The organism is Agromyces archimandritae (genome assembly GCF_018024495.1).
In the GTDB taxonomy this organism is placed as follows: domain Bacteria; phylum Actinomycetota; class Actinomycetes; order Actinomycetales; family Microbacteriaceae; genus Agromyces; species Agromyces archimandritae.
Window position 1 is genome coordinate 2,172,415 of the sequence record NZ_CP071696.1, and the last position, 22,531, is coordinate 2,194,945.

The 22,531-nt window shown below is 71.6% G+C and carries 18 protein-coding genes, 2 tRNA genes and 1 pseudogene; 15 read left to right on the forward strand and 6 right to left on the reverse strand.

Features of this window, described 5'->3' with window-relative positions; genetic code table 11:
- Nucleotides 1-61: 61 nt before the first annotated feature.
- Nucleotides 62-874, forward strand: a complete 813-nt coding sequence (locus G127AT_RS09895) for an inositol monophosphatase family protein (RefSeq protein WP_210896453.1) — start codon at nt 62-64, stop codon at nt 872-874.
- Nucleotides 875-986: 112 nt separating this feature from the next.
- Nucleotides 987-2,693 (forward strand): M23 family metallopeptidase, encoded by a 1,707-nt coding sequence (locus G127AT_RS09900; protein ID WP_210896455.1) that lies wholly within the window; start codon nt 987-989, stop codon nt 2,691-2,693.
- 605 nt (nt 2,694-3,298) lie between these two features.
- On the opposite strand, the gene G127AT_RS09905 is transcribed toward G127AT_RS09900, so the two are convergent.
- Together G127AT_RS09905 and G127AT_RS09910 are read right to left on the reverse strand one after the other, a co-directional pair.
- Nucleotides 3,299-4,476, reverse strand: a protein-coding gene (locus G127AT_RS09905; protein ID WP_425305853.1) for an IS3 family transposase whose coding sequence is annotated in 2 segments (ribosomal slippage) — nt 3,299-4,218 and nt 4,218-4,476 — 1,179 coding nt in all. Because the reading frame shifts where the segments join, the coding sequence is not laid out codon by codon here.
- 214 nt (nt 4,477-4,690) lie between these two features.
- Complete coding sequence (locus G127AT_RS09910; protein ID WP_210896460.1) at nt 4,691-6,358, reverse strand: glycoside hydrolase family 13 protein; 1,668 nt, start codon at nt 6,356-6,358, stop codon at nt 4,691-4,693.
- Nucleotides 6,359-6,557: 199 nt separating this feature from the next.
- Between G127AT_RS09910 and G127AT_RS09915 the strand changes: the two genes are divergently transcribed.
- The 10 genes from G127AT_RS09915 (at nt 6,558) to G127AT_RS09955 (ending at nt 15,007) form a co-directional block, all read left to right on the forward strand.
- The gene (locus G127AT_RS09915; protein ID WP_210896462.1) at nt 6,558-7,793 is read left to right on the forward strand and encodes a sugar ABC transporter substrate-binding protein; all 1,236 of its coding nucleotides are present in this window, start codon (nt 6,558-6,560) and stop codon (nt 7,791-7,793) included.
- A gap of 113 nt (nt 7,794-7,906) precedes the next feature.
- Complete coding sequence (locus G127AT_RS09920) at nt 7,907-9,511, forward strand: ABC transporter permease subunit (RefSeq protein ID WP_210896463.1); 1,605 nt, start codon at nt 7,907-7,909, stop codon at nt 9,509-9,511.
- On the forward strand, nt 9,511-10,374 hold the full coding sequence (locus G127AT_RS09925) for a sugar ABC transporter permease (protein ID WP_210896465.1): 864 nt from the start codon (nt 9,511-9,513) through the stop codon (nt 10,372-10,374). Before G127AT_RS09920 ends, G127AT_RS09925 begins: the two co-directional genes overlap by 1 nt.
- A 65-nt stretch (nt 10,375-10,439) precedes the next feature.
- Nucleotides 10,440-12,374, forward strand: a complete 1,935-nt coding sequence (locus G127AT_RS09930; protein WP_244857518.1) for a glycoside hydrolase family 13 protein — start codon at nt 10,440-10,442, stop codon at nt 12,372-12,374.
- A gap of 181 nt (nt 12,375-12,555) precedes the next feature.
- On the forward strand, nt 12,556-13,614 hold the full coding sequence (locus G127AT_RS09935) for a heparan-alpha-glucosaminide N-acetyltransferase domain-containing protein (RefSeq protein WP_210896469.1): 1,059 nt from the start codon (nt 12,556-12,558) through the stop codon (nt 13,612-13,614).
- 102 nt (nt 13,615-13,716) lie between these two features.
- A tRNA-Thr gene (locus G127AT_RS09940) sits at nt 13,717-13,788 on the forward strand.
- A 43-nt stretch (nt 13,789-13,831) separates the two neighbouring features.
- Nucleotides 13,832-13,905, forward strand: a tRNA-Met gene (locus G127AT_RS09945).
- Between the two features lie 119 nt (nt 13,906-14,024).
- Nucleotides 14,025-14,150: a hypothetical protein gene (locus tag G127AT_RS16260; RefSeq protein WP_280527552.1), complete on the forward strand. Its 126-nt coding sequence runs from the start codon at nt 14,025-14,027 to the stop codon at nt 14,148-14,150.
- Nucleotides 14,151-14,206: 56 nt separating this feature from the next.
- Nucleotides 14,207-14,662, forward strand: a complete 456-nt coding sequence (locus tag G127AT_RS09950; RefSeq protein ID WP_210896470.1) for a prevent-host-death protein — start codon at nt 14,207-14,209, stop codon at nt 14,660-14,662.
- Between the two features lie 3 nt (nt 14,663-14,665).
- Entirely contained in the window at nt 14,666-15,007 is a 342-nt protein-coding gene (locus G127AT_RS09955; RefSeq protein ID WP_210896473.1) for a hypothetical protein, read from the forward strand.
- A 42-nt stretch (nt 15,008-15,049) separates the two neighbouring features.
- Here G127AT_RS09955 and G127AT_RS09960 read toward each other — a convergent pair whose 3' ends face one another.
- The 4 genes and pseudogenes from G127AT_RS09960 to G127AT_RS09975 all read right to left on the reverse strand — a co-directional run bounded on the left by G127AT_RS09960 (nt 15,050) and on the right by G127AT_RS09975 (nt 18,693).
- Nucleotides 15,050-15,796 (reverse strand): DivIVA domain-containing protein, encoded by a 747-nt coding sequence (locus G127AT_RS09960; protein ID WP_210896475.1) that lies wholly within the window; start codon nt 15,794-15,796, stop codon nt 15,050-15,052.
- Nucleotides 15,793-16,989 (reverse strand): globin domain-containing protein, encoded by a 1,197-nt coding sequence (locus tag G127AT_RS09965; protein WP_210896476.1) that lies wholly within the window; start codon nt 16,987-16,989, stop codon nt 15,793-15,795. Before G127AT_RS09965 ends, G127AT_RS09960 begins: the two co-directional genes overlap by 4 nt.
- A gap of 152 nt (nt 16,990-17,141) precedes the next feature.
- Nucleotides 17,142-17,633, reverse strand: a pseudogene (locus tag G127AT_RS09970) (Y-family DNA polymerase); the annotation flags it as partial.
- Nucleotides 17,634-17,688: 55 nt separating this feature from the next.
- Nucleotides 17,689-18,693, reverse strand: coding sequence for a magnesium and cobalt transport protein CorA (locus G127AT_RS09975; RefSeq protein WP_210896479.1), 1,005 nt, complete (start codon nt 18,691-18,693; stop codon nt 17,689-17,691).
- Nucleotides 18,694-18,888: 195 nt separating this feature from the next.
- Between G127AT_RS09975 and msuE the strand changes: the two genes are divergently transcribed.
- From msuE to G127AT_RS09990, 3 genes are read left to right on the forward strand one after another with little or no spacing between them, the layout of a single operon-like run.
- A complete protein-coding gene (gene msuE / locus G127AT_RS09980) occupies nt 18,889-19,473 on the forward strand; it encodes an FMN reductase (protein WP_210896481.1) in 585 nt (194 codons plus the stop codon).
- Entirely contained in the window at nt 19,470-20,915 is a 1,446-nt protein-coding gene (locus G127AT_RS09985) for an NtaA/DmoA family FMN-dependent monooxygenase (RefSeq protein WP_210896483.1), read from the forward strand. Before msuE ends, G127AT_RS09985 begins: the two co-directional genes overlap by 4 nt.
- Complete coding sequence (locus tag G127AT_RS09990) at nt 20,912-22,531, forward strand: TIGR04028 family ABC transporter substrate-binding protein (RefSeq protein WP_210896485.1); 1,620 nt, start codon at nt 20,912-20,914, stop codon at nt 22,529-22,531. The genes G127AT_RS09985 and G127AT_RS09990 overlap by 4 nt, the downstream gene beginning before the upstream one ends.

Genomic DNA, 22,531 nt, shown 5'->3' on the forward strand with positions numbered 1-22,531 from the left:
CACCGGGCCCGGCCGGCCTTCGCCTGCGGCACGCGGGCGCGCCCGCGGGTAGCGTGGCGGTATGGGTCACACGCTGCTCGAACTCGCCCGCGACATCGCCATCCACGCCGGGGAGTCCGCGCTCGAGGCCAGGCGCGGCGGCGTCGAGGTCGCGGCCACGAAATCGACGGCGACCGACATCGTGACCGCCGTCGACCGCGACACCGAGGCCCTCATCCGCTCGCTCATCGCCGACGCCCGGCCGGGCGACGGCGTGCTCGGCGAAGAGGGCGACACCATCGACGGCACGAGCGGGCTGAACTGGGTCGTCGACCCCATCGACGGCACCGTCAACTTCCTCTACGGCATCCCGTCGTGGTCGATCAGCGTCGCCGTCGTCGACGGGCCGCCCGTGCCGGGGGAATGGACGGCCCTCGCCGGGGTCGTCGTGAACCCCGTCACGGGCGAGGTGTTCGAGGCCTCGGCCGGCGGCGGGGCCCGCGGGAACGGCCGCGAACTGCACGTGAACGCCGGCATCGCGCTGGACCGCGCGCTCGTCGCGACGGGCTTCGGGTACTCCGCCGAACGCCGGCTCGAACAGGCGAAGACGCTCGTCGACCTGCTGCCGAAGCTGCGCGACATCCGCCGCATCGGCTCGGCCGCGCTCGACCTCTGCGCAGTCGCCTCGGGGCGGCTCGACGCCTTCTTCGAACGCGGGCTGAACCCGTGGGATCACGCCGCCGGCGGGCTCATCGTCGGCGAGGCCGGCGGCTTCGTCGGCGGGCTGCCCGGGATGCCCGAGAGCGATCGCATGTTCGTCGCCGCCGGCCCCGGGCTCTTCGAGACCCTGCAAACGGCGATCGCCGACGCCGAGCGGGCCGCCGGCATCGAATAGTGCTTCACATGGACGAACGGGCCTCGACGGGTTAGTCTTTACCAATCCGTTACCGGCTTCGGCCGCGTGGCGCGACCCGAAACACCCGAAACCGAAGCTGAGAGCCTCACACGTGCCCGAGTATCCTCTCGTGCCCGACGGCAGATTGCCGGGCAGCGATTCCGCCTCATCGGCGGATCGACCGCTGACCCGTCGCGAGCTTCGCGAACGCCAGCGCGCCCGTGAGGCGGCGCAGGCCGCATCGGCCCAGCCCACGAGCGGGCCGGCGGCCGGGGGGCCGGCCCAGCAGCCCGGCGGGCCTTCGTGGCGAGCGGATGCCGCAGCGCCGTCGACGTGGCAGGCGAACGGCGACGGCTCGCCCCAGGGTCGCCTGCCCGGGCCCTCGGCATCCCGCCCGGCACAGCGCCCGGCTCCGGCTTCCGGGGCTGCCCCGCGGCGGCCGGCACCCCCAGCCGCCTCGCCCCAGCGCCCCGCGAACGCACGATCGGTCGCCGCACCCTCGCGGCAACCCGGCCAGGACGGCGCCGCGGCGCCGCGCCGGACGCCGTCGCCCTCGAACCCACCGCAGCCCGCCGCGCCCGCATCGCGGCCCGGCGCAACGGCCCGCCAAGGCCTGCCGCAGGGGCGGCCCGCCACCGGAGCGCAGGGTGCACCGGCATCCACTCGCCGCCCTGCGAACACCGGCCTTCCCGAACACCCCCGCGCATCCACCCCGGCCGAGTCGACCGCCTCCCGCGAGGCGACCGCCTCGGCCGCCGCCGTTCCCGGCGCGGTCGACCCGTTCACCGCGGTGTTCGGCGACGCCTTCGTCCAGGTCGACGAGACCCGGGCTCCCGGCGCCGCCTCCTCTTCCTCCTCCGACACCGGCGCGACCTCCTTCGACTGGCTGCTCGGCGAGTTCACGGACGAGCCGGCACCCGCCCCCGCAGCGCCGCGCGCCGCACCCGGTCCCGCACGATCGACCGGCGAACAGCCGCGGCGTCCCGCGGCCCCGAGCGACACCGGCAAGAAGGGCCGCAAGGGCCGCCCCGCACCCGTCAGCGATGCCGCCGGCGGGCGCAAGCCCGTACGGGTGCGCGTCAAGCAGCGCCCCGCCGGTCGCGGCACGCCCCGCCGCACGGCCGCGAAGGTCGCGAGCCTGGCCGCGATGTCGTTCGTCGCCCTCATGACGGTTGCCACGACGATCCCGTCGCTGTCGCTCATGTCGACGCAGGACGTGCAGGCGATGGCGATGTCGGGGCTGCGCGAAACCCAGGGCCCGCAGCAGTCGGTCACGATCGACGGCGGAACCCAGATCGCCAGCACCGGCCACGAGGGCTACGAGTCGATGACGATCATGGAATACGCCGAGGCCGCCGGCATCCGCCCCGAGGCGACCTTCACGAACAACCCGCTCGGCACCATCCAGTGGCCCTTCGCCGTCGGCGTGCACATCGGCGACCGCTTCGGATACCGCGACTGCGCCGGCTGCTCGGTCGACCACGGCGGGCAGGACTTCAACCCCGGCTACGGCGCCGAGATCCAGGCGATCGCCGACGGCGTCGTCAGCGTCGCCGAGAACGGCGGCGGCTCGCTCGGCGTGCATATGATGATCGACCACGTCATCGACGGCGAGGTCGTCACGAGCGTCTACGCGCACATGCAGTACGACTCGATGCGCTTCGAGGCCGGCGACCACGTCTCCGTCGGCGACGTCCTCGGCCTGACCGGCTCGACCGGCATGTCGACCGGCCCCCACCTGCACTTCGAGATCCGCGTCGGCGGCGTCGAGGGCACCAAGGTCGACCCCCTCGACTGGCTGTACCTCTACACGAACTGAGCCGGCGCCCGCGGGCGCGCACGCGCCCGCCACGCGCAGGCGCGTGCGCGCCCCGCGCTCCCGCGCCCCGCGCCCCGCTCCCGCGCCCCGCGCTCCCGCTCCCGCGCACCGCGCCCGAGAACACCCTCGCATACCCGTTCCGGGGGTCATTTCCTGCCATGTTTTCGCGGGATCGCGCTGGAATGTGGCGGGATATGGCCCCCGCAAACGATGAGGGTGGGATGTTCGATCGCACGCACCTGCGGGCGGTGGGGTCGGCGACAGCGCGCCCGCGGGCGGTGGGTGCGCCCCGCATGTAGGGGTGCACTCGCGCCGGTGTGCGGCAGCAGTCGCGCACCGCGCACCGCGGCGCACGCGCACACGCGCACGGTGTACCGTGCTTGGGCCTCACACCGTTCCGGGGGTCATTTCCTGCCATGTTTTCGCGGAATCACGCTGGAATGTGGCGGGATATGGCCCCCGCAAACGATGGGGTGTCCGACGGGCCCCCGCGGGCGGTGGGAGCGCCCGGTCGCGCGCCCGCAGCGATGGGCATGTGGGCGCGCACTGGCGCCGGTGCGCGGTAGTTGGGCTGTGTCAAGTTCGGTGGACGGTCTGTTTGGTGTTCAGGCCGCGATCGCGGTCTGAGGGTCGTGCTGGGCTCGGACTTCGGCCGGGGTGCGGTATCCGAGGCTCGAGTGCAATCTGCGACGGTTGTAGAACACTTCGATGTACTGCATGACGTGGAACCGTGCCTGCGCTCGGGTCGTGAAGTGGTACCGGTGGTACATCTCGTTCTTCAGCATGCTGAAGAACGATTCGGCCACGGCGTTGTCCCAGCAAACCCCGGTGCGTCCGACCGATAGGCGCACTCCGAGACTGTCGGCGATGTCGGCGTAAGCCTGCGAGGTGTAGACGCTGCCGCGGTCGCTGTGGAAGATCGCCCCGTGCTCGACACGCCCGTGCGCGTGGGCCATGCGAAGGGCGTCGGCGACGAGTTCGGTGCGCATGTGATCGGCCATCGACCAACCCACGACCTCACGGTTGAACAAGTCGATGACGGTGGCCAGGTACAGCCATCCCTGCCCGGTACGCAGGTAGGTGATATCGCCCACCAACCGGGTCCCGGGGTGATCGGCGGTGAAGTCGCGGCAGAGCAGATCGGGGCGTTCGGCGGCGTCAGCGGCGGGGATCGTGGTTCGCTTCCTCGTACGCGGCTGAACGCCGAATAGTCCCGCCTCACGCATGAGTTTCCGGACCAGGCCTTCCGACGCGTGGATGCCGCGGCGGCCCAGTTCGGCCACTACTCGCCGGAACCCGCTGGTCTGGGCCGAGTCGTGATGGATCTGCATGATCAGTTCTGACAGGGCCGCTCGTCGCGTCGCCGCCGGCGAGGCCGTGCCCTGCCGCCGCGCCCACGCGTAGTAGCCGGCGCGAGTAACGCCGAGCATCGAGGCCATGAACTCGACCGTGTGGTTGGCCTTCTCCGCGTGGATCAGCGTGAACTTCACGCTCACCGCTGTTCCCGGGCGAAGAAGGCCGCGGCTTTTTTCAAGAACGCGTTCTCCTCGATCAACCGGCGATTCTCAGCCTCCAGACGAGCGATCCGTGCTGCATCGACCGGCATCGGCGCGGTCTGCGGATCAGGATGCTGCTGCCGGTATGCCTTGACCCAGTACCCCAGCGAGGACTCGTTGATACCCAACTCCCTGGCGACCTGCGCCACCGCACGCTTGCCCTGCACGACGAGCTGGACCGCGTCGGCCTTGAACTCATCCGTGAACTTCCTACGACTCGACGACATCTCGTGAAACTACTTCCTGGTAACAACCGTCAACAGAAAGTGTCACACCCCAAGTACCCTTGCACATCCCTTCCGGGGGTCGTTTCCTGCCAGGTTTGCGCGGTATCGCGCTGGAATGTGGCGGGATATGACCCCCGGAACGGTGTGAGGGTGGGCGGGGGACCGGGGCGCGCCCGAAGCGAGCGGGCGACCTACCGGGCGCCCGCGAGGGGCGTCAGGCGCGCAGCCAGACCGTGGTGTCGGGGGGCAGGGTGCCGTCGAGCGGGGCGCTTGCGAGGAGCAGCTCGCCGGCGGGCAGCTCGACGGGCGCGGTGCCGGCGTTCGTGACGACGCGCACCGATCCGTTGCGGAAGTCGAGCACTCCCTCGGGGGCGTCGGCCCACTCGAGGGCGCCTGCGGCGAGCCCGTGCTCGCGGCGGAGGCGGAGCGCCGCCCGGTACATCTCGAGCGTGGATGCCGGGTCGCCCTCCTGCCGGTCGCGGGCGAGCGCCGCCCAGGATGCCGGCTGCGGCAGCCATGACGCCGCGCCCGGGCCGAAGCCGTACGAGGGGGCGTCGCCGGACCAGGGGATCGGCACCCGGCATCCATCGCGGCCGTAGCGCTGCCCGTGCGTGCGGAACCACGTCGGATCCTGCCGGGCCGCGTCGGGGAGGTCGACGACCTCGGGCAGGCCGAGCTCTTCGCCCTGGTAGAGGTAGGCCGAGCCGGGCAGGGCGAGCATGAGCAGCGTCGCGGCGCGGGCGCGGCGGAGGCCGGCGGCCGGATCGGGCAGGCCCGTCGAGGCCGGGCCGAGGCCGTGCCCCTGCGGGTTGTCCTCGGTGAGGCCGAGGCGGGTCGCGTGCCGGACGACGTCGTGGTTCGACAGCACCCAGGTCGAGGGTGCGCCGACGGAGCCGAACGCGGCGATCGAGGCGTCGATGACGCGGCGGAGAAGCGTCGCATCCCACGGCGTCTCGAGGTAGGCGAAGTTGAACGCCTGGTGCATCTCGTCGGGTCGCACCCATTCGGCGAGCCGGCTCATCGGGTCGACCCAGGCTTCGGCGGTGAGGATCCGCTCGCCCGGGTACTCGTCGAGGACCCGCCGCCAGTCGCGGTAGATCTCATGCACGCCCGGCTGCGCCCAGTAGGGGGCGTGATCGGCCGGTTCGTCGCTGATCTCGGGTTCGAGGGCGAGGTCGACGCCGGCCCCGCCCATGCTGCCGGCGTCGGCGGGGGGACGGAAGTCGGGCAGGCCCTCGGCCTTCGCGAGCCCGTGCGCGACATCCACGCGGAAGCCGTCGACGCCGCGGTCGAGCCAGAAGCGCAGGATGCGGCGGAACTCCTCCCGCACCTCCTCGTTCGTCCAGTCGAAGTCGGGCTGGGAAGCGTCGAAGAGGTGCAGGTACCACTGGCCGGGCGTGCCGTCGGGCTCGGCGATGCGCGACCATGCGGGGCCGCCGAACACGGACTCCCAGTTGTTCGGGGGCTGGTCGCCGGCCGGGCCGCGGCCGTCGCGGAAGAGGTAGCGGGCGCGCTCGGGGCTTCCGGGTGCGGATGCGAGGGCGGCCTGGAACCAGGCGTGCCGGTCGGAGGAGTGGTTCGGCACGAGGTCGACGATGACGCGGAGGCCGAGGCGGTGCGCTTCGGCGAGCATGGCGTCGAAGTCGGCGAGGGTGCCGAATCGCGGATCGACGTCGCAGTAGTCGGCGACGTCGTAGCCGGCGTCCTTCTGCGGCGAGGTGAAGAACGGGGAGAGCCACACGGCATCCACCCCCAACGCCTGCAGGGAGCCGAGGCGCGAGGCGATGCCGGGCAGGTCGCCCATGCCGTCGCCGTTCCCGTCGGCGAACGAGCGCGGGTAGATCTGGTAGATCGCGGCGGTCCGCCACCATTCGGTCGTCATGAGCGCCACCCTACGCCAGAAAGCAAGCGCTTGCAGAATGGGCCGAGGGTCACGAATGCGTTACGACGGCGGGTCGCAACTTGGCAGTCATCCGGTCGAACGGGTATATCTGTAACCGCTTGCAATCGCAGGCCGCACCGGAGAACGGGCTCCCGACCGAATCGGCAGCCCGCCCGGAGCCGTACAGAGAGGGAAACCGATGAAGCAGATCCCGCGCCGAATCGCCGCCGGAGCGGCGATCGCCACCGTGGGCGCGCTCGCGTTCACGAGCTGCGCCGCCTCCGACGACGCCGGCGAGTCGAAGGGCGAGAGCACCCCCATCACCGTCTGGGTCGACATCGAGCGCAAGCCCGCGCTCGAAGACGTCGCCGCCGGCTTCACCGAAGACACCGGCATCGACGTCAAGCTCGTCACGAAGGACTTCGCGACCGTCGACCAGGACTTCATCAGCCAGGTGCCGACCGGCAAGGGCCCCGACATCATCGTCAGCCCCCACGACAAGCTCGGCGCCTACGTCGCCGCCGGCGTCGTCGCACCCCTCGAACTCGGCGACGTCGCCGACGGGTTCGCCGAATCCGCCGTCCAGGCCATGACCTACGAAGGCGCCGTCTACGGCGTGCCGTACTCGATCGAGAACGTCGCCCTCGTGCGCAACACCGCCCTCGCCCCCGAGCCCTCCGGCACCTTCGACGAGCTCATCGCCGCGGGCAAGGCCGCCGGAACCGAGTACCCCTTCCTGCTCGGCCTCTCGCCGGAACAGGGCGACCCCTACCACCTCTACCCGCTGCAGACCTCCTTCGGGTCGCAGGTCTTCGCCCAGAACGACGACGGATCCTACGACCCGTCCAAGCTCGTCATCGGCGACGAGGCCGGCATCGCCTTCGCCACCGCCCTCAAGCAGTGGGGCGCCGACGGCGTGCTGAACGCCAACATCGACGGCGACAAGGCCCGCGAGTTCTTCATCGACGGCAAGTCGCCGTACTACCTCACCGGCCCCTGGAACATCCCCGCGATCGCCGAGGCCGGCATCGACTACGCCATCGACCCCGTGCCGAGCGCCGGCGGGCAGGAGGCCAAGCCGTTCATCGGCGTCAACGGCTTCTTCCTCTCCAGCAAGTCGGGCAACGCCCTGGCCGCGACGAACTTCATCGTCAACTACCTCTCCACCGAAGACGCGCAGCTCTCCCTCTACGAGGTCGGCGGTCGGCCCCCGGCCCTCACCGCCGCCTACGAGACGGCCGCCGCCGAAGACCCCGACGTCGAGGCGTTCGGCGCGATCGGGCAGACCGGTGCGCCCATGCCCGCGATCCCCGAGATGGGCGCCGTGTGGTCGGACTGGGGCAACGCCGAGCTCCAGCTCATCAAGGGCGAGGGCGACCCCGCCGAGGTGTGGACGACCGCCGCGAAGAACATCGAGGCGAAGATCGCCGGATGAGCGCGGGCGGGCGGAGCCGCGGTTCCGCCCGCCCCCGGCATCCGCACCCGGACCCGCACGCGCACGCACGCGCGCCGGGCCGCGCGCATCCACCGCACTCGCGAAGAGGACCCATGACGAAGACCGCGCCGCCGGCATCCGCACCCCGGGCACGCCGGACCGCCCCGCGCACGCCCGCTCCCGAATTCGACGCCCGCGGCCGCCGGCTCACCTCGGGCGGGCTCGTCGCGCTCGCCGTCAAAGTCGTGCTGCTCGGCATCATCGACGCCGCAGCCGTCTACGCCGTGTTCGCCCTCATCGCCGCCGACGACTGGTTCATGGCCGCGGTCGTGGCCGCCGTCGTCATCCTCGTCAACGTCATCTACCTGAAGCGCGGGATGCTTCCGGCGAAATACCTGACGCCCGGCCTCGCCTTCCTCGCCGTCTTCCAGATCTTCGTCGTGCTCTACACCGGCTACATCGCGTTCACGAACTACGGCGACGAGCACAACAGCGACAAGCAGGACGCCGTCGAGCAGATCATCCGCACCTCGCAGGCCCGCGTGCCCGACTCGCCCCAGTACACCGTGCAGGTGCTGCGGCAGGGCGACGAGTACGGCCTCCTCGTCGCCGAACCCGGCGGCGGCCTCGGCTTCGGTACGAGCGAACAGCCCCTCGAGACCGTGCAGGCCGCCCCCGACGGCTGGGACGAGCTGCAGCTCGCCGAGATCGTGCAGCACCAGAACGAGATCCTCGCCGTGCAGGTGCCCATCTCCGACGACCCGAACGACGGCACCCTCCGCACCACCGACGGCACCAAGGCGTACGCCTTCGCCTCCTCCCTCGTCTACGACGAGCGGGCCGGCACCTTCACGAACACCGACACCGGCGTCGTCTACGCCGACGACGGCGACGGCACCTTCAGATCCGAAAGCGGCGAAGCCCTCACACCCGGTTGGCGGGTGTGGGTCGGCGTCGACAACTTCGTGGATGCCTTCACCAACGAACAGCTGCGGGATCCGCTGCTGCGGGTCATCGCCTGGACCTTCGCGTTCGCGTTCCTCTCGGTGCTCACGACCTTCGCGCTCGGGCTGTTCTTCGCGCTCATGTTCAACCATCCGCGGATGCGGGGGCGCAAGCTCTACCGGGCGCTCATCATCCTGCCGTACGCGTTCCCCGCCTTCCTCACCGGGCTCGTGTGGGCCGGCATGCTGAACCAGGAGTTCGGCTTCATCAACGAGGTCTTCTTCGGGGGCGCCGACATCCCCTGGCTCGCCGACCCCTGGCTCGCACGCTTCAGCGTGCTGCTGGTGAACCTCTGGCTCGGCTACCCCTACATGTTCCTCGTCTGCACGGGGGCGCTGCAGGCGCTGCCCGAGGACATCATCGAGGCCGCGAAGGTCGACGGGGCCAGCGCCTGGCGCATCTTCCGCTCCGTGAAACTGCCGCTGCTGTTCGTGAGCGTCGCACCGCTGCTCATCGCCTCGTTCGCGTTCAACTTCAACAACTTCAACGTCATCTACATGCTCACCCGCGGCTGGCCGCGCTTCACCGACACGACCCTCGACATCGGCGCCACGGACCTCCTCATCACCCTCGTCTACAAGATCGCCTTCGGCAGCGGCGGCGGTCGCGACTACGGCCTCGCCAGCGCCTTCGCGATCCTTATCTTCGTGATCGTCGCGATCGTCTCGGTGATCAGCTTCCGCCGCACCCGAGCCCTGGAGGACCTGAACTGATGAGCAGCACCACACCCGCGCGCTGGTTCGCCGACACCGGCTGGCGGCACCTGCTCGGCGTGCTCGCCGTCGCCTTCGCGCTCTTCCCGCTGCTGTACATCGTGTCGGTGTCGGTGAACCCGACCGGCACGCTCACCGGCTCGAACCAGCTGTTCCGCGCCTTCGACCTCGCCAACTACGAGAAACTGCTGTCGAACCCGAACCAGCCGTTCCTCGCCTGGTTCGCGAACACCCTCGTCATCGGCGTCGTCACGAGCGTCGCGACCGTCTTCCTCGGTGCACTCGCCGCATATGCCTTCTCGCGCATGCGATTCACGGGCCGGCGGCTCGGGCTCATGACCTTGCTGCTGGTGCAGATGTTCCCGCAGTTCCTCGCGGTCGTCGCGATCTTCCTGCTCATGGTCGGCATCTCCGACGTGTTCCCCGCGATCGGCCTCGGCACGCACATCGGGCTCATCATGATCTACCTCGGCGGCGCGCTCGGCGTGAACACCTTCCTCATGTACGGCTTCTTCAACACGATCCCCACCTCGATCGACGAGGCCGCCAAGATCGACGGCGCCGGCCACGCGCGCACCTTCTTCACGATCGTGCTGCCCCTCGTCATCCCGATCCTCGCCGTCGTCGGGCTCCTCTCGTTCATCGGCACGACCAGCGAATTCGTCATCGCGAGCATCATGCTCACCGACCCCGAATCGCAGACCCTCGCGGTCGGGCTGTACTCGCTCATCTCCGGCTTCCAGTCGCAGAACTGGGGGGTGTTCGCCGCCGGAGCGGTCATCGCGGCGCTACCCGTCATGCTGCTGTTCCTCTTCCTGCAGCGCTACATCGTCGGCGGGCTCACGGCCGGTGCGGTGAAATGAACGCGGCGGGGACGGATGCCGGGGAGCGCGGCGGCGGGGCAGCACCCGACGGCGCACACGCGAGGGTGGCCGGCGCGGTCGGCGGGCCGCACCACGACGGCTCCGCCCTGTACGTCTCGAACGAGCGACCCGGACTCGGCGAGACGGTCACGGTGCGGGTCCGCGTGCCCCGCGGCTGGGCGCCCGGCGGGGCTATGGATGCCGGCGCGGCGGATGCCGGGGCGCGCGGCGCGGGCACGGGGGTGGATGCGGTGTGGCTGCGATCCACACCCGACCGGGAACCCCGCTGGGCCCAGGCGCGCCGCCTCGGCGAGGCCGACGGCTGGGACTGGTGGGAGGCAACGCTCACCGCAGAGAACCCGCGAACCGGATACCGGTGGCTGTTGCTCGGGGCGGCCGGCGCCGCCGGGCACGGCGGCCGCGCGTGGCTGAACCAGGGCGGGCTCAGCACCCTCGAACCGCTCGACGCCGAAGACTACGCGCTGCTCGCGACCCCGGCGGCGCCGGCCTGGCTCGCCGAGTCCGTCATGTACCAGGTGTTCCCGGACCGCTTCGCGAGATCTGCGGCGGCGGATGCCCAGGAGACGCCCGAGTGGGCGATCCCGGCCGCCTGGGGCGATCCCGTCGACGCCGTCATGCCCGGCCGCTCGCAGCAGTTCTACGGCGGCGACCTCGACGGCATCCGCGAACACCTCGACCACCTCGTCGCGCTCGGCGTCGACCTGCTCTACCTGACGCCGGTGTTCCCGGCGGCGTCGAACCACCGCTACGACGCGACGAGCTTCGACCGCGTCGATCCGCTGCTCGGCGGCGACGAGGCGCTCGCCCGCCTCGTCACCGCCGCCCACGAACGCGGCATCCGCGTGATCGGCGACCTCACGACGAACCACACCGGCGACCGCCACGAATGGTTCCGCGCCGGCCACGGGCATCCCGAAGCCGCCGAAGCCGCCTTCTACCTCTTCGACGACGACGCCGACGACTACGTCTCCTGGCTCGGCGTGCCGAGCCTGCCGAAGCTCGACTGGCGCTCGCCGGAGCTGCGGCGCCGCTTCATCGAGGGCCCCGACTCCGTCGTCGGGCGATGGCTCGGCCCGCCGTTCGCCCTCGACGGCTGGCGCATCGACGTCGCGAACATGACGGGGCGCCACGGCGCGGTCGACCTGAACGCCGAGGTGCGCCGGGGCATCCGCCGCACGATGCTCGAGGCGAACCCCGACACGGTGCTGCTCGCCGAGTCGACGAACGACGCCGCCGCCGACTTCCAGGGCGATGCCTGGCACGGGGCGATGACGTACCCGTCGTTCACGCGGCCGCTGTGGGGGTGGCTGTCGGAGGAGGCGGGCCCGGCCGCCCCCGAACCCTGGTTCTTCGGCATGCCCGGCGGCATCCCGAGCCTCGACGGCCGCGACTTCGTCGAACAGCACCTGCGCTTCACGGCCGCGTACCCGTGGCGCATCCGCATCGGGAACATGAACGCCCTCGACACGCACGACACCGCCCGCTTCGCGACGCACGCGCGGCCCGGCGCGGTGCCCGTCGCGCTCGGCCTCTCGCTCGCACTGCCCGGCGTGCCCGTCGTCTTCGCCGGCGACGAGTTCGGCCTCACCGGTGCCGACGGCGAGGCCTCGCGCACGCCGATGCCGTGGGGGCTGCCCGTGCTCGGCGCATACCCCGAACTCATCGCGGCCCGCCGTGCCCACCCCGTGCTCGCGCGCGGCGGCATGCGGTGGCTGCACGTCGGCGCCGATGCGGTGGTGTTCGTGCGCGAGTCCGCCGAGGCGAGCGTGCTCGTGTTCGCCTCGCGCGCCGCGACGTCCCCGCTCGTGCGGGGTGTGGATGCCGCGGGCATCGGCCCGGGTGCGGATGCCGCGACGGCGCCCGACCTGATTGCCGCGATCGGCGAGGTCGCGCTCACGCGCGCCGACGGGGCGCTGCGGCTGACCGCCGGCGGGCCCGCGTTCGCGATGTGGGCGCTGCCCGGCATCCGCACCCCCTGACGCGGGCAGCCGTAGCGAACGCAGGCCACGAGTGCCGCCAACTTGCGGATTCGGCCTGCTTTCGGCGCGCGGGGTCGATTCGGCCTGCGTTCGCGACCCGTGCGGATGCGGGCGGGCGTGGCGCGCGGCGCGGCCAGCGCGTCGCGCCACGGCATCCACTCGCGGCAGGCAGCATGGGCCCATGCAGCAGGCGGCGCCGCGGGCGCGCATCACCGGCATCGATGCCGCGCGCGGGCTCGCCCTGCTCGGGATGTTCGTCGCGCACGTCGTGCCGGACGGCGACGGGGCGGCCGGCGACGCGCTGTTCGCGATCGCCACGGAACGTTCGCGGCTGCTGTTCGCGATCACCGCCGGCTTCGGCCTGGGGCTGCTGACCGGCGGCACCCGCCCGGCCCCGCCGGGGGAGCGGCGCGGACTGCGGAGGCAGATCGCCGTGCGGGCGCTGCTGCTACTCGCCCTCGGCCTCCTGCTGACCGCGATGGGGCCGCTCGTGTACGTCATCCTCGACGAGTACGGCATCGCCTTCGCGATCATGATCGCGCTCGTCTTCCTGCCGGCACGGGTGCTGCTCGCGGTGGGCGCACCGCTCGTCGTGCTGATGGCCGGGCTCACCGCGTGGGGGCCGCTGCGGGCGGCGCTCGGCATCGGCCCTGACCACCTGCTCGCGGACTGGTTCGCGACGGGCGCATACCCGGTGCTCGTGTGGGTTCCCGTCATGATGGTCGGCGTGGGCATCGTGCGGCTCGGCATCGACCGCCCGCGCGTCCTCGCCTGGGTCGGGAGTGCCGGGCTCGCGGTCGCGATCGCGGGGCTGGGCGTGTCGGTCGCGCTCGGCGGTGATCTGCTCGCGCCGACACGTGCCCCGGGTGCGGATGCCGTGGGTGCGGCCTGCTTCACCGCCGGCAACGTCGGCGTGGGGCTCGCGACGAGTGCCGCGCTCATCGCACTCACCGCGCGCACGCCCGCGCCGGTCGCGCGTGTCGCCGGCGGGATGCTCTCGCCGCTCGCCGCCGCCGGGTCGATGCCGCTGACGGTGTACACGGTGCAGCTCGTCGTGCTCCGCGCGACGACGCGGGTGGGGGCCGACGGCATCCCCACCGACGACTCGTGGGCGACGTTCTGGTGGTTGACGGTCGGCACGCTGATCGGCGCGTGGCTGTGGCGCCGCCATGTCGGCCGCGGGCCGCTCGAGTGGGTGGTCGCGGTCGCGAGCGGGCGGATCCGGTTCGGCGGGGCGTGAGGGTTCGGTGCCGATGCGCGGGCCGCGCGAGGCATACCGGCCTCGGTTCGGCGGCAGCCTCGCGGGATGGTATTCTCGTACGGTTGCCGGAGACGGCGGCACGCCCCGATAGCTCAGTGGTAGAGCACTTCCATGGTAAGGAAGGGGTCGTCAGTTCAATCCTGACTCGGGGCTCTGATTCCCGGTTCGAACGTTCGCGTTCGACCGGAAATCACGCGGCGGGGTAGCTCAGGTGGTTAGAGCACACGGCTCATAATCGTGGTGTCGCGGGTTCGAGTCCCGCCCTCGCTACAGACACGAAGCCCGGATCCGGATCGGATCCGGGCTTTTTCGCGCACGGACGTCTCCGCGCCGCGGCGACCACCGGCGCCGGGCGGCAGGCGGCGCTCACGTGCCCCTTCCGGCCGGGTGTGAATGGTCCGTTCGCCGGCTTCCGCGGCATCACCGCGCTGCACGTGCCCCTCGGGGTCGTCACGATCATCGCCGGCGTCTGGCTCGTCGTACGGGTGTGGATGCCCGGGCGCCTCCGCGCCTGAGCCGCTGCCGCGCAGCAGCCTGTACTTCAGATGTAGTTCTGAATTAGACTGGCGGCATGTCCGCCGCAACTCTCTCATCGAGATCGTTCAACTCTTCCGATCTCAGCCGCAATGCCCCACGGGTGTTCGAGGCCGCCGAGGATCACCCCGTCGCTGTGACCCGTCGCGACGGAGAAGATCTCGTATTGATGTCCAAGCGGGAGGCCGATGCCCGAGAGCAACTGCTCCAGCTCGCCGCCCAGCTCATCGCGGTCACGACCGATGACCGAGGCAGCCTCGCCGACCGCATGGCCGACCGCTTCCCGTGGATGCTCGCGCTCAGCCCGGCGGATCGCGCGAACTGCGCTCGCGAACTCGTCGATGCGGCACGGGCGTCGTTCGCGACGGGGCAAGCGCACCTGGCGGCATCCGAGCTGATCGCCTGGCAGGAGACGGCGAGCGCCGTTGCGGCAGGCCTCGGATTCACGCCGGTTGATTGGCTCGACGACGCAGAGCGAGTGGAGCGCCCGTAAGCCATGGCGAAAGCGGCACGGGTCGATCGGCCGACGAAGAAAAGCGAGTACGAGATCCGTTTCGCCTCGGTGTCGGCGCAACGAGGCTGGATGGATCTTCGTGCAACAGTGCTCGGCCCGCTGGCCGATGCATGGGACTTTCTGACACGAACGCCGCTGGAACGTACGCCGACGAACTACCCGCTGAAGGGTGCACTGCAGCGGGTGTCGCGGGGCGGCAAGGAGTTCGATCGCTGGCAGCACAAGCCGACCTTGCGCGGTGATGCACGGATCTGGTTCTACGTCGATGGGAACGTCGTCTACCTCGAACAGGTGCATACCCATCACCCGAACCAGACGAAGTAACGACGGGGGGCGCCGGCCGCGGCCGGCGCCCCCCGTCGCGATTCACCGCGTGGGGCTGATGTAGCTCTGACGCTGGATGGTCGGCTGCGGCGGGATGGCCGGCAGCCAGTTCGGCTCCTCGTCGGGGAACGCGTCCTCGGGGGAGGGCTCGGGTGCGGCGCCGTCGTCGGCGGGCGCCCCGGCGGCATCGCCGGCCTGCGGCAGCGTGCCGAGGCGGTCGACCTGCTCCGTGAGGGCGTCGAGCACCGAACGCAGCTGGATCTGCGCGACCTGCGCGTAGGTGCGCACGTAGTCGATCTCGGGCATCGCCGGAGGCGGGGTCTGCGTCACGGGGGCGGGCGCTGCGACACCGGCCGCGGCCGCCTCCTCGGCGGCCTGCTCCTGCGCCTCGCGGTACTGGGTGCGGGCGGCGATGACGAGGTCGCGGGCGTACTGCTCGGCGTCGGCGACGGCCTTGTCGGCGATCGACTGCGCCTGCGAGAGCAGGCCGACGGCGCCGAGGGTCACCTCCTGCTCGAGGTCGGCGCCGGCGTCGGCGGCGGCCTGCAGGCGGGTGTTCTCGGCGCGCAGCGCGGTCAGTTCGCGGCGGTCCTCCTCGAGGGCGGCGCGCACGTCGGCGACCGTGCGGGTGAGCTCGGCGAGGAAGGCGTCGACCTCGTTTCGGTCGTATCCGCCGCCCATATGGCGGAGGCTGAACGAGGTGCCGGTCTGCGGCAGCCGCGAGACTGCGCCGGCGAGGCTCTTCTCCTGGGTCGAATCGGGGAACGGGGGCAGATCGTCCGGGGTCATCGGGCACTTCCCATCTGCTCTGCAGCGACTGGCTGCGGGTCGTTGGCGGGGGCGGGGCGGTCGCCGGCGTCGAACGTGGCGAACTGCTCGAACTTGAGGTCGGCGTCTTCGATGCCGGCCTCGCGGAGCCGGGTCAGGGTGTGGCCGACCATGGTGGGGCCGCCGCTGACCATCGCGAGCACGCCGGGGCGGATGCCCTCGGCCGCCGCGACGTCGCCGACGTATCCCTTGCGGCCGGGGTAGGTGCGGTCGTCCGAGATCACGGGCGTGTACGTGAACCAGGGCCGGCCGGCGAGGCTCTGCAGCAGGCGCCGCTCGTACAGGTTCCACGGCACGCGGGCGCCGTGGAAGAGCTGCACGCGGGGGGCGTCGCCCGTCGTCTGCCAGAGCTGGTCGATGCGCTCGAGGTGCGAGCGGAGCGGGGCGAGGCCGGTGCCGCCCGAGACCATGAGCAGGTCGCGGCGGCGTTCCTCTTCGTTCAGGGTCAGCTCCTGGCCGACCGCGGCACCGAGGTGCAGCACGTCGCCGGCCTTCAGCAGCCGCACGATGGCGCTGGAGACCTGGCCGCCGGGCACGAGCTGCACGTGCAGCTCGATGGTGCCGTCGGGCCGGGGTGCGTTGGCGGCGCTGAAGTAGCGCCACAGGCGCGGCACCTGCGGGGTCTCGACGGCGAAGGACTGGCCGGGTTCGAAGGGCAGTTCGGGTTCGGGGCGCAGCTGCACGACGGCGACGTCCATGCTGCGGCGTTCGACCGAGAGCACGTGCCCGTCCCAGTAGGCCGGGCTCTCCATCTCGGATGCCTCGGCCGCCTGCACCATCGCGGTCGCGATGACGCCGTAGGCGGCCGCCCAGTCGCCGGCGAGGTCGTCGGTCCAAGCGTCGCCGAGGAAGTGTTTGAGCGTCGCCAGCAGCGACATGCCCACCGCGTCGTAGTGGCCGGCGACGACTTTGAAGCGGCGGTGGTCGCGGCCGAGCTGTGCGATGAACTCGGTCACGTTGTCGAGGTCGTCGACGTTGGAGACGATGCGGCCGAGGGCGCCGACGAGACGGTCGCGCTGCGTCGCCATCGACACGGGGAACATCGAGCGCACTTCGGGGTGCGTGTAGAACAGGTGCGAGTAGAAGAAGAGGGGGACCTCGTCGCCGAGCTGTTCGGCGGCCGCCCACGTGCGCTTCAGCGCGTCGGTATCCACCGCATCACCCCCGCACGGATTCGGATCGGCTGGATTCGGGCGGCTGATGGTGGGGGGACATCATGCGGGTTCCAATCGGGTCGGGGAGGCATACCAATGTACCCGCCCCGGCTATGGCGCGCCGCGCCCGGAGTGCTGCGGCACGCCCGGGCTCACCACCCTCCGCGGGTGGGGGTGCGGGACTCGCGGGCGTCGTCCGGCATGGGCATCTCGGCGCGGAGGCCGAGGAGGCGGATCGGCCGGCCCGGCTCGATGCGTTCGGCGACGAGCGCGTCGGAGTCCGCGTCGGCGAGCTCCGCGACGGAGGCGATGCCGAGGCCCGCGAGCCGTTTCGAGACGCGGGAGCCGACACCCCACAGCTCGATCACCGGCCGCGGCCCCATCTCCTCGGCCCAGTTCGCCTCGGTCAGCCGGAACACGCCGCGCGGTTTGCCGAAGCCGGTGGCGACCTTCGCGCGCACGAGGGTGTCGCCGATGCCGACGCTCGCGTGCAGCCCGGTGCGCTCGAGCACGGCCCGTTGCAGGCGGCGGGCGCAGCCCTCCGGGTCGTCGGCGTCGACGCCGATGAACGCCTCGTCCCAGCCGAGCACCTGCACGACGGCGCCCGGGCTCGCCTTCAGCGTCGACATGACCGCCTCGGAGGCGACGGCGAGCACCCAGGCGCTCACCCTTCCAGTGTGCCCCCGGCATCCACCCCGCTCATAGCCATTTGCGGGACTTGAAGACGAGGTACAGGGCGCCGGCGAAGCCGAACATGAGCACGAGCGCGAAGGGGTAGCCCCACAGCCAGTGCAGCTCGGGCATGTGGTCGAAATTCATGCCGTAGATGCCCGTGACGAGGCCCGGCGCGAAGATGATCGCCGCCCACGAGGAGATCTTCTTGACCTCTTCGTTCTGCACCAGCTGCGTCTCGGTCTGCCGTCGCGTCACGATCGCCGAGTGCACGGTGAGGGCGTTGTCGAGCAGGGTGCGGAACGCGTCGGCGCGCTCGTCGATGCGGATCGCGTGGTCGTGGACGTCGCGCAGGGCCCGCTGCAGCTCGACGTCGACCCGGTACTTCGCCGAGCCCCGCTGCAGGGCCTCCAGCATCGCCCGCAGCGGGTGCACGGCCCGCTGGAACTCGATGACCTCGCGGGAGAGGTCGTAGATGCGGCGGGCGAGGGCCTCGTCGTCGGCGTCGCCGAAGAGCTGATCCTCGATCTCGTCGATGTCGTTCTCGAGGCCGGCGACGACGGGCGCGTACTCGTCGACGACCTCGTCGAGCAGGGCGTACAGCACCGCCTCGGGGCCCTTGCCGAGGAGCTCGGGGTTGCCCTCCATGCGGCGGCGCACCTTCGAGAGGTCCGGCGACTCCGCATGCCGGACGGTGACGACGAAGTCGGGGCCGACGAACACATGCAGTTCGCCGAACTCGACCTCCTCGGGTTCGTCGAGGTAGCGGGCGGGGCGCAGCACCGCGAACAGGGTGTCGCCGTAGCGTTCGAGCTTCGCCCGCTGGTGGCCGGTCAGGGCGTCCTCGACGGCGAGGCCGTGCAGCCCGAACTCGTCGGCGACCGAGGCGATCTCGGCATCGCTCGGCCGGTACAGGCCGATCCAGGCGAGCCCGCCCTCGTGCTCGTGCAGGGTCTCGTAGGTGTCGTCGAGGCTCGTCGGGGTGGCGACGCGACGGCCGTCGACGTACACGCCGTTGTCCACGAGCGGCATCTCGGCTCCTTCCGCGAGTGGATGCCGGGACGCCCGCGCATCCGGGTGGATGCCGCGGCCCCGCGCACCCGGCCGACCCCGGCCCGAGCCTAGCCGACCGCCCGTGCGTGACGCGCCGTTACGCGCTCTTACGGCCGGTTGCCCTCTGTGTCCGGGCTCGTGGCGCGCCGGTGCAGGCCGTGCCAGCTTCGGAACATGTCGAATCCCGTCACGATCGTCGCCGTCTCAGGCAGCCTGCATACGCCGTCCCGCACGAGCGCGCTCGCCGCCGGCATCCTGGATCGATTCGCCCTCGCCCTCGAGACGGCCGACCTCGCCGTCGAGACCGAGCTCATCGAACTGTCGGGCATCGGCGGCGGCTTCGCCGGCGCGCTCACCCGCGAGGGCCTGGCCCCCGAGGTCGAGCAGGCGCTGCAACGCGTCGAACGCGCCGACCTGGTCGTCGCCGCGAGCCCCGTCTACCGGGCGAGCTTCACGGGCCTGTTCAAGCACTTCTTCGACTTCGTCGGCCAGTACGCCCTCATCGACACGCCCGTGCTGCTGGCCGCGACCGGCGGCAGCGAACGGCACGCGCTGAGCCTCGAGCACCAGTTCCGCCCGCTGTTCTCCTTCTTCCAGGCGGTGACGCTGCCGCTCGGGGTGTACGCCCGCGACACCGACTTCGACGGCGGCCGCATCGTCGACCCGGCCCTGGAGGAGCGCGTGTCGCAGGCCGTGGCACGCGGCATCCCGCTCGTGCGGGCCGGCCTCAGCGGCATCCCCGCCGGGAGCCTCGCATGAGCCGCCTCATCCTCGGCGCCATGGTCCGCGCCGTCGGCGCCTACCCGTCGGGCTGGCGGTTCCCGGGCGCGCACCGGCATCCGCTCGGGGATGCCGCGCTGCTGAAGCGGACGGCAGCGCTCGCCGAGGCCGCCCGGCTCGACTACCTGTTCTTCGGCGACTGGCTCGCCACGGGCAAGGACCTCGAGTACCGCGACCCGTATCTCGTGGCGCGGATCGACCCGCTGAGCGCGATCACCTTCCTCGCCGGGGTCACCGAGCGGATCGGCCTCATCGCGACGGCGAACACCACCTACGCCGACCCGTACACGCTCGCGCGGGCCACGGCATCCGTCGACATCCTCTCCGGCGGCCGGGCCGGCCTGAACCTCGTCACCGGCGCGGAGCCGCGCGCGGCCGGCAACCACGGCCTCGACTTCCATGCCGCCAACGAGTCCCGCTACGACCGGGCGGTCGAGTTCGAGATCGCCCTCCGGCGCCTCTGGGACTCCTTCGACGACGACGCGATCGTCGCCGACGCCGAAACGGGCGTGTTCCTCGACGAGGCGAAACTGCACACGACCGACTTCCACGGCGCGCACGTCTCGGTGACGGGGCCGCTGAACGTCGCCCGCCCGCCGCAGGGGCACCTGCCGATCGTGCACGCCGGCACCTCGCCGCGATCCCGGCTGTTCGCCGCGCAGTCGGCCGACCTCGCGCTCGTCGCCGTCGGCGGACTCGACCACGCCCTCGCCGTGCGCGAAGAACTGCGCTCGCTCGCCTTCGAATCGGGCCGCGACGACCGGGAGCTGAAGGTCATCGCCCCCGTGCTGCCCATCATCGGCGACACCCTCGCCGAGGCGCAGGGCATCGCCGACCGGCTCGCCGAACTGCTGCCGGTCGCCGAGGACTGGGCCGGCGGGCCGCCGCGCGGCTTCCCCGAGGCCCGAAGCATCCGTACCCTCTCGCAACTCGTCGAACTCGAACTCGACGGCCTCGGCCCCGATCGCGAGATCTCCCCGCGCCTCGCCGCCGACTTCGGCGCCGCCGGGCAGGCGCTCATCGAACTCGTCGCCGCACGCACCGGCCGCCGCCCCGGCGGGCCGAACCCGCCGCGCATCCGCCACCTCGTCGTGCAGCAGGCCGTGCCCGCGTCGATGATCGTCGGCACCGCGACCGACATCGCCGACGAGTTCGAGGCGTGGGCGGATGCCGGTGCCGTCGACGGCTTCAACGTGCTCTCGGCCGTGCAGCCCGCGCAGTTCGAGGCCTTCGCCCTCGGCGTCGTGCCCGAACTGCAGCGCCGCGGGGTGTTCCCGCGCGCGTACGAGACCGACACGCTGCGCGGCCACCTCGGCCTCGCGCGGCCGGCGAACGTGCACGCGCACGGCGCCGCGGAGGCCGGGCGCGCCCCGGCATCCACCCCCGAACCCGCCCACCTGAGCGAAAGCGACGTGAAATGACCGCCATCCGAATCCCGGCCGCCGCGGCCGCAGCCCTGGCCGCCGCCGCCCTGCTCGCCTCCTGCGCCGCGGCCGACGCCGCAGGAACGTCGAGCGACGGCGAACCCGTCGCCGGCGGCACCCTCGTCTACCTCGAGCACCAGGCGCACACGACGCTCTACCCGCCGCAGGCCGGCTTCTACCCGAACGGCGGCATCGTGAACAACATCACCGCCCGCCTCACCTGGCAGGACCCGGAATCGCTCGAGATCCAGCCGTGGGTCGCCACCGAATGGACCGTGAACGAGGACGCCACCGAGTACACCTTCGACCTCCGCGACGACGTCGTCTTCGCCGACGGCACCCCGCTCGACGCCGCCGCCGTCGCGAAGAACTTCGACACCTACGGCCTCGGCAACCCCGAGCTCGGCCTCACCGTCTCCGAGGCGATCAACAACTACGCCGGCAGCGAGGTCGTCGACGACGACACGGTCGTGTTCCGCTTCGACGCGCCGGCGCCCGGCTTCCTGCAGGCGACCGCGACGATCAACTCCGGCCTCGTCTCGCCCGAGACCCTGGACCGCAAGCTCGAGGACTGGGGCGCCGGCAACGCGACCGAGATCGTCGGCTCGGGCCCGTTCACGATCACCGAGGAGGAGATCGGGCAGCGCCTGCACCTCGAAGCCCGCGAGGACTACGACTGGGCGCCGCCCTCGTTCGAGCACCAGGGCCGGGCCTACCTCGACGGCATCGACCTCGTCGTCACCCCCGAGGACAGCGTGCGCATCGGATCCCTGCTGGCCGGGCAGGCCGACGTCGCCCGCTACGTGCAGGCCTTCGACGAGCAGCAGGTGGCGGATGCCGGGTTCCAGGTCATCGCCGAACCCACCCGAGGGGTGAACAACTCCATCGGCCTGCGCGCTGCGAACCCGCTGCTCGCGGATGTGAAGGTGCGACAGGCGCTCGTCGCCGCCGTCGACGCGCAGGAGGTCGTCGACACGATCTTCACCGAGAACTACCCGGTCGCGACCTCGCCGCTGGCATCCACCGCCGCCGGCTACGTCGACGAGTCCGACGCGCTCGCCTTCGACCCCGAGCACGCCGAATCCCTCCTCGACGAGGCCGGCTGGACGCCCGGAGCCGACGGGGTGCGCGAGAAGGACGGGCAGCGCCTCTCCCTCACCGTCTACGAGGCCGCCCCGCAGCCGCTGTCGAAGCAGACCCTCGAACTCGTCAGCCAGCAGCTCGCGAAGGTCGGCGTCGAACTGAAGGTCAAGCCCGCCGACGCCGGCAGCTACGCCGCCGACATCCTCGACCCGCTGAAGACGCCGCTCTACCACTCGATGGTGGGTCGCGCCGACCACGACGTCATCAAGAGCCAGTACCACACCGAGAACCGCGACACGCTGCTCTCCGAGGACGCGAAGCTCGACGGGCTGCTCGAGGCCGTCGCGAGCGAAGCCGACCCCGCCGCCCGCGACGCCGCATCCGCCGCCGTGCAGGACTATCTCGTCGCCCAGGCCTACGTCATCCCGCTGTTCGAGGAGCCGCAGGTCTACGGTGCATCGCCGACCGTGCACGGCTTCCGCACCGAAGCCGTCGCCCGCCCGCTCTTCTACGACACCTGGAAGGAGTGA